The sequence below is a fragment of the Hydrogenophaga sp. 2FB genome (assembly GCF_005503365.1).
GTDB lineage: Bacteria > Pseudomonadota > Gammaproteobacteria > Burkholderiales > Burkholderiaceae_C > Hydrogenophaga.
Map to the genome: position 1 here is coordinate 90,787 of NZ_SCML01000023.1, position 7,416 is coordinate 98,202.

General features: G+C 68.4%; 7 protein-coding genes. 6 read left to right on the forward strand and 1 reads right to left on the reverse strand.

The annotated features are described in order from the left end of the window. Window positions 1-237: 237 nt before the first annotated feature. Both FFS09_RS15200 and FFS09_RS15205 read left to right on the forward strand, forming a co-directional pair. Window positions 238-2,400 carry an AsmA family protein gene (locus FFS09_RS15200; protein WP_171020039.1) on the forward strand — a complete coding sequence of 721 codons (2,163 nt, stop codon included), beginning with the start codon at window positions 238-240 and terminating at the stop codon, window positions 2,398-2,400. Between the two features lie 198 nt (window positions 2,401-2,598). Next, window positions 2,599-3,363, forward strand: coding sequence for a tyrosine-protein phosphatase (locus tag FFS09_RS15205; RefSeq protein ID WP_137919737.1), 765 nt, complete (start codon window positions 2,599-2,601; stop codon window positions 3,361-3,363). A 4-nt stretch (window positions 3,364-3,367) separates the two neighbouring features. Here the strand turns inward: FFS09_RS15205 and FFS09_RS15210 are convergent, their stop codons facing one another. Beyond that, complete coding sequence (locus FFS09_RS15210) at window positions 3,368-3,850, reverse strand: hypothetical protein (RefSeq protein WP_137919738.1); 483 nt, start codon at window positions 3,848-3,850, stop codon at window positions 3,368-3,370. Window positions 3,851-4,014: 164 nt separating this feature from the next. On the opposite strand from FFS09_RS15210, the gene FFS09_RS15215 reads away from it, so the two are divergent. From FFS09_RS15215 to FFS09_RS15230, 4 genes are all read left to right on the forward strand, one after another. Continuing rightward, complete coding sequence (locus FFS09_RS15215) at window positions 4,015-4,863, forward strand: plasmid replication/partition related protein (protein WP_137919739.1); 849 nt, start codon at window positions 4,015-4,017, stop codon at window positions 4,861-4,863. Window positions 4,864-4,899: 36 nt separating this feature from the next. Further along, window positions 4,900-5,877: an AraC family transcriptional regulator gene (locus FFS09_RS15220; RefSeq protein WP_137919740.1), complete on the forward strand. Its 978-nt coding sequence runs from the start codon at window positions 4,900-4,902 to the stop codon at window positions 5,875-5,877. Between the two features lie 68 nt (window positions 5,878-5,945). After that, entirely contained in the window at window positions 5,946-7,106 is a 1,161-nt protein-coding gene (locus FFS09_RS15225; RefSeq protein ID WP_137919741.1) for an FAD-dependent oxidoreductase, read from the forward strand. 41 nt (window positions 7,107-7,147) lie between these two features. Further along, window positions 7,148-7,416 (forward strand): ABC transporter substrate-binding protein (locus tag FFS09_RS15230; protein WP_171020040.1); only part of this gene is annotated, 269 nt, incomplete at its 3' end.

Here is a 7,416-nt window from a genome sequence, read left to right on the forward strand (position 1 = left end):
GCGGCCAAAAAGGCCATGCGCCGCGTTGCGAAGCCTCGCCGGGCCACCGGCCCGTCTGCGTTTCGCGCCTTGCGCATGGCCTTTTTTGATCCGCAACGCACTTGGAAAAACAGTGTGAACAGGCCCCAGCATGGGCGATTCTATCGACCGCCTCCGTGCCGCGAAGGTGTGCCCGCGCACAGACGAAACACGCCGATACAGCCAGCATGGAACCATCCATCCACCCTGCATTCCCACATGGATGAAAAGCCGCCCCCATCCCCATCGACCCATGCGGCGCCGTCCTACCCCAGGAAGGGCGGTTCGCCGATGAACACGCGCGGGCGCACCCTGTGGATCGTGGGTGGTGTGCTCGCGGTGCTGGTGCTGGGCGTCGTGGCGGGTGAAGCGAGCGGCTGGCCCTTCCTGCGCCAACCGCTGCAGAACGCCGCCACCCAGGGTGCGGCGGTTCCCGTGCAGCTGGATGGCCGCGTGCGCATGTACCTGATCTGGCGGCCACGGCTGGAAGTGGAACACCTGCGGATCGCGTCGGACCCGCGCTATGAAGTGCCCCATCTGCTGGACGCGAGGGGCGTGTCGCTCGCCTGGCGGTGGAGTGATGTGTGGCACTGGCAGCGCGGCGGCGAACGTTTGCGTGTGCAGGCCTTGCGGGCCGACACGCTGGATGCGCGCCTCATGCGCACGCCCGACGGCAACGCCAACTGGCAGCTCGGCGCGCCGGACAAGACGCCCAAGGAAGACGAGGCGGGGCTGGGCGGCATTCCGCGCTTCGACTCGCTGGTGATGGGCCAGGGCGAGATTCACTGGAAAGACCGGGTGCAGGACATCGACCTCGACATCCGTGTGCGCGGGCGCGAAGGCAAGGCCGAGATCGGCGCGGACGCGGGCTACGAAGCCTCGTTCACCGGGCGCTACCGCGCCATGAAGATGAAACTGCAGGCGCGCGCGGGCAGCACCCTGCCCCTGCTCCACGACCCCGAGACCGCGCCCGATGCGCCGTGGGTACCGGTGCTGGTGGAAGGCACGGTGGCATCCTCGAGCATCCTGTTCGACGGCCAGGCCGCCGCCCTGCTCGGCACACCGCGCCTGGATGGCGCGCTGTCGTTCCAGGGCCCATCGCTCGCCGCGGTGGGCAAGCCGCTGGGCATCACGCTGCCACAAACACCGCCGTTCCATCTGCGCGGGCGGCTGACGCAAGACAGCGGCGTGTGGCGCCTGCAGGCCTCGCGCGCCACCATCGGCACCAGCCGCCTCGCGGGCGATCTGAGCTTCCACCAGCGCGCCACGCCACGGCGCCTGACCGGCACGCTCACGGGCCCCAAGCTGGCCTTTGCCGACCTCGGCCCGGCCATCGGCGGCGATGCCCCTGCGGCGCCCCCGGCACCCGACGGCGGTCGCGTGCTGCCGCAGCGCCGCTTCGACCTGCCTTCGCTCAAGGTGATGGACGCGGACGTGAAGGTCGACGTCGACCAGGTCGACTTCGGCACGACTGCCATGGCGCCCTTGCAGCAGTTGAAGATGCGCGTGTTGCTCAAGGCCGGCGTGCTGCGTCTGGACGATCTGCAGACCACGGTGTCGGGCGGTCAGTTCAAGGGCATGACACAGCTCGACGCGAATGCGCAACCCGCGAAGTGGCAAGCGCGCCTCGATGTGGCCGGGGTGGACATCGCCGGCTGGCTGCGTGGGCTGCGGCCCGACGATGCACCCCGCAAGACACCCGCCGCCACCGCGCCGAAGGCCTTGAAAAAGGAGCGTGAGCAGGCGCGCCAGGGCGGCGATCAGGCGGTGCAGTCCTATGTCACCGGCGTGCTCTCGGGCAAGCTGGACGTGCGCGGCGCGGGCAACTCCACCGCGCAGATCCTGGGCTCGCTCGACGGTCCGATCGACCTCACACTGCGCGATGGCACCATTTCCCATCTGGTCACCGAGGCCCTGGGCCTCGACGTGGCACAGGCGCTGGGCGTGTACCTCAAGGGCGACAACCCGCTGTCCTTGCGCTGCGCGCGCTTTGACCTGGTGGCGAACGATGGCCTGATCGTCCCGAAGCTCGCGGTGCTGGACAACCGCGACAGCACCGTGCGCGCCACCGGCCAGGTCAACCTGCGCGACGAGTCGATGGCCTTGCGCGTGGTCACCCAACCCAAGGACTGGTCACCGCTGTCGCTGCGCACGCCCATCAACGTGACCGGCTCGCTGGGCAAGCCCGATGTCGGCATCGAGGCGCGCGGTCTGGTGGGCCGGGTGCTGGCCGCGGTAGCGCTGGGTGCGGCAGCGGGCCCGGCGGCGGCCGTGGTGCCGCTGGTGGAGCGCGGCAAGAAGGACGACACCGCCGACCCGTGCCTCACGCCCACGGCCGCGGCGACGCAGACGCCACCAACGGCGAACACGAAGAAGCCCTGAAGTGTCCGATGCCCTCCCCCGCTGGGGGAGGGTTGGGATGGGGGCACGCATGAAGTGATGTGGTAGGCACACGTGCCCCCATCCCAGCCTTCCCCCAAAGGAGGAAGGTGCGAATTCACGTCGCAGCTCTCACGCTTTTGGTGTCGTCCTGTCCCAAGGTGACAGCGCCTGTCACACCGCACACCGACAATGGCCAGCATGACCACCGCATCCACCCCAGACCGGACCGAAGACCTTCCCCGCCTGCTGCCGAGCGCATCCAATTTTCGTGACCTGGGCGGCCACGTCGGGCTCGACGGCCGGCGTGTACGCCACGGCCGCGTCTACCGCTCCGACCACCTGGGCGGTCTCACACCGTCCGACCTGCGGACACTGCAAGGCATGGGCCTCACCCACCGCATCGACTTTCGCGGCGTGGAGGAATGCGCCGCACTGCCCTGCGATGTGGCCGGCCTCACCGCGTTGCCGCTGTCGATCGAGCCCACCGTGGTGCAGCGCGTGCAAGCCCTGATCGGCGAAGGCACGGTGCCCTCCGAAGCGCAGGCGGTCGAACTGATGTGCGACACCTACCGGGGCTTCGTGCGCGAGGCGGCACCGATGTATGCCCGCTTCTTCCGCCACCTCATCGAGCAACCCACGCCCGTCGTGTTCCATTGCACCGCCGGCAAGGACCGCACCGGATACGCCGCCGCGCTGCTGCTCGGTGCGCTGGGTGTGGCGCACGACGACATCGTGCAGGACTACCTGCTCACCAACCGCCTCTTCCGCCGCAGCCCGCTGGTGCAAGCGCGTGGCCCGGCGCATGTGATGGATGTGCTGTGGAGCGTGCAGCCGGCGTTTCTGGATGCGGCGTTCGCCACCATCGAGCAGGAGTTCGGAGATCTCCCGAGCTACCTCGAAGGCCCTATCGGCTTGGGTCCGCGCGAGCTGGCGCAGCTGCGCGCCTCGTTGCTCGAAGGCTGAACCATCAGTACCCCGGCTTGCGAAAACCGCGCAACGCCGCCCAGCCCAGCCACACGAACACCAGCAGCACCAAGGCCTGCGTGATCGCGAATGGCGGTTCGGCCTGGGTGGGCGCGAGTTGCGCGAGTGCGGGCGTCTTCACGAACAGCTGCACCACCAGCACGAACACATTGAAGTAGACCGCGACCACGGCCGTCACCACATAGGTGCCGCGCCACTTGCCCGCCATCTGTTTGCCGTAGCGCGCCAGCAGGCACACGGCCAGCACCACGAGCGAGATGGCACCCACCGCGTGCGCGGGTGTGATCTTGTCCACCGGGAAGAAGAAGCCGGTGACGCTGGTGAGGACGGTGGTGAGGAGAAAGAACGCCGTCCAGCCATCGAGCCGCGCGCCGGCCATGAGGCCGCCGATGACCACGAGCCCGGCAACGATGCCGAGCACGCTGATGAGGACATGGATGAGGGTGAACATCGGGAGGTCGAACATCTCGGAGGCCCTTTCGAACGGATGGTGGACGCGAATGCCGTGGCCACTCTAACCGTGGCTTGCAAGAAATGCACCCGGTTTCGGAGGTGTTGAACCTTCGGTACTACCGACCAGCCATCTACAATTCGCGCCCCACGTCCTTCTTGAACCGCGAACCCCGTCCCATGCAGATCACCGTCAACCCGGAACTCAAAGCCTACATCGACCCCCTCACGCCCGACGAGCACGATGCGCTGGAGCGCAGCATCCTCGCCGAAGGCTGCCGCGATGCGCTGGTGCTCTGGGGCGACGTGCTGGTGGATGGGCACAACCGGTATGGCATCTGCCAGAAACACAATCTGCCGTTCGAGACGGTGCAGAACCCGCGCTTCAAGTCCATGGAGGACGTGCACCTGTGGATGATCGACCAGCACCTGGGCCGGCGCAGCGTGTCGGACTTCCAGCGCGGTGTGCTGGCCTTGCGCAAGCGCGAGATCATTGCCGAACGGCGCGCGCGTCTTCTGGCGTCCAGCCCCGCGCCCGAGGACCTGCCGCCCGAGGCGGACACGCTCCCGCCACAGGCCTCGGACGCCCCTGCCGCGCCCGTCGTGCCCGAAGCCCGGCCGCTGAACAGCCGCGAAGACATTGCCAAGGCCGCGCGCCTGAGCAGCAGCCAGGTGGTGATGATCGAGAAGATCCAGAAGCAGGCCACACCCGAGGTGGTCGAGGCGCTGAAGGCCGGCACGATTTCGCTCAATGCCGCCGCCGCGGTGGCGGGCCTGCCGGAAGAGGAACAGAAAGCCGCGGCCCTGGCGGGCAAGGAAGAACTCAAACTGGCGGCCAAGCGCGCGCGCGACGCGAAGAAGAAACCACCAGCGGACGATGCGGCGGAGCATGCCGAACAAGCATCCGCCCCCGCCGACGAGGTGGAGGCCTTGCGCGCGAAGGTCGCTGCGTTGCAGATGGAAAACACCGCGTTGCGCGAGCAGGTGTCCGCCTTGCGCGCACAACTGGAAGAGGCGCAGTCGGCCTGACGGTCTCCGCGCGCGTGCCCACCAAGCTGATGCACCATGAGCACCGCCTCCGGTGACCTGATCAGCCTGGTGCTCGGCACCCTGCGCACGGACCGCGCCGTGACCGCGCGCTTCTCGCTGTCGGCGCCCTGGGCGCTGCGCTCCGAAGGGGTGGAAGGCCTGCTGGTGCGCGTGTGCACCGGCCACCCCTACTGGATCCAGATGGACGGGCAGGCGGCTGTGCATGTGCAGCCGGGCGACATCGTGATGCTGCCCCAGGGTGGGCCCCACGTGGTCGCCTCCACCCTCGGCCTGGACCCCGTGCCGTTTCGCACCTTGCTGCAGCAACACATGCGCGGCGCGCACGGCGACCACCCCATCACCTTCGCGCACGGCGGCACCGGCGACGCCACCGAACTCTTTTCGCTGCACCTGTGGATGCCGCAACACCAGGGCAGTTCGCTGCTGTCCTGGCTGCCGCCCCTGATCGTGCTGCGCGCGGCCGACATCGCCACCACGCGCAGCCTGGCGCTGACCACGCAGGCGATGGTGGACGAGACGATCGCGCAGCGCCCGGGCTGGCAACTGGCCACCGCCCGCGTGGCCGACCTGCTGCTGGTGCACGTGCTGCGCGAGCACCTGCACAGCGGCCCGGCCGACGCCCAGGGCTGGCTCAATGGCGTGCGCGACAAGGCCATCGGCAAAGCGCTGGTGCAGATGCACGCCCACCCCGAGTTGCCGTGGTCGTTGGCCAGCCTCGCGCGCGTGAGCCACCAGTCGCGCTCGGTGTTCAGCGAGCGCTTCGTGGAGCTCATGGGCACCACGCCGCTGCGCTACCTCACGTCGGTGCGCATGGGCATCGCGCGCCAGCAGTTCCTCAAAGGGGCGGACGACGTGTGGCGCGTCGCGCAGAGCGTGGGCTACGGTTCCGAGAAGGCGTTCTCGCGCGCTTTCGAGCGCTGGTCGGGCACCACGCCGAGCCAGTGCATCAAGTCGCGGACGCTCGGTACCCAGATCCGGCGCCCTGAAGGTTGAACGCAACCAAGGGCTGACGAAGAATCCACGCACCGGGTCCACGCACCCGTGTCTTTCATTCTTCGTCCATGAAAAAAGTCTTGATCGTTGGTGCCGGCATTGCCGGCTGTTCCGCCGCACTGGCGTTCGCGCGCAGCGGTGGCTGGGATGTCTCCGTCATCGAAAAACAGCCGCAATGGCAGTTCCAGAGCTCGGGCATCTTCGTCTACAGCAACGGCCTGGAGCACTTCCACCAGATCGGTGCGATGGAAGACCTGGTGCGAGCGGGTTTCCCGATTCCGTCGGGCCGCAACGTGTACCTGCACCACGATGGCCGGCACATCGTGGACGTGACCTACCCCAGCGTGGGCTCGCCGCCCATGCCGCCCATCCTGGGCGTTAAGCGGGCCGAGATGCACCGCGTGCTCTCCAGCCAGCTCGACGCGCTGGGCGTGCCGGTGCACCTGGGCACCACCGTGCAAGCCTTGCAGCAAGGCGATGCGCATGCGGACGTTCGGTTCGCCGACGGCAGCACGGCGTCCTTCGACCTGGTGGTGGGCGCGGACGGCATCCGATCGGGCGTGCGGGCCTTGCTGTGGCCCGAGGTGCAACCCACGTACTCGGGTTTCGGCGTCTGGCGCAGCGTGCACCGCCGCCCGCCCGAGCTGGTCGACAAGATCATGATGATGGGCGTGGGCAAGCGGCTGGGGATCATGCCGATTTCCGACGAGAAGCTCTACATCTTCGGCACCGTGGCCGAGCCGCAAGGCGCCTGGTTCGACAAAGCCCGTTGGCCCGAGACCATGCGCGAGCGCTTCGCCGAATTCGGTGGCCCGGTGCGCCCGTTTCTCGACGAGATATCGCCAGACACCGAGGTGCTCTACACAGCCGTGGAAGAGGTGGTGATGCCCCTGCCCTGGCACCAGGGCCGTGTGGTCCTGATCGGGGATGCCGCGCACGCATCCACACCGTTCATGGGCCAGGGCGGCGCACTGGCCGTGCAGGACGCCGTGGAGCTGGCCCGCCTGCTGGCCGACGACGCGCCCGTGCCCACCGCGCTGGCCACCTTCGGCGAGCGCCGCGCGCCCGTGTGCCGTTTCGTGCAGGAGGCCTCGCACCGCGTGGGCCGCGCGGGTGCCGAGCAGGACCCGTTGCGCCACGCGCAGGCAATGCAGGCCATGCCGGCCAGCGCGCAACTCCACGTGGACGATTTCTACCGGCAACTGCACCGCCTGAGCGAGCAACGCTGAACCCGCCCCCTCAACTCCTCGCAACCCTGAAAGGATTTCGCATGTCCCGATCGACCCACCCTCTGCGCCGCACCGTGCTGGCCGTGCTCCTGGCGAGCGGCGCCACGGCACCGTTCATGGCCCATGCGCAGTTGCAAGAGATCACCTACCTGCTGCCCGCGCCCGGCACGCTGCCGGCCTTCGGACCGTGGATGGTCGCGCAGGCCAAGGGCTACTACGAACAGGAAGGCCTCAAGGTCACCTTCGTCACCGCGCGTGGTGGCGTGGACGTGGCCAAGCAGATCGGCGCGGGCAATGCGGTCATTGGCGG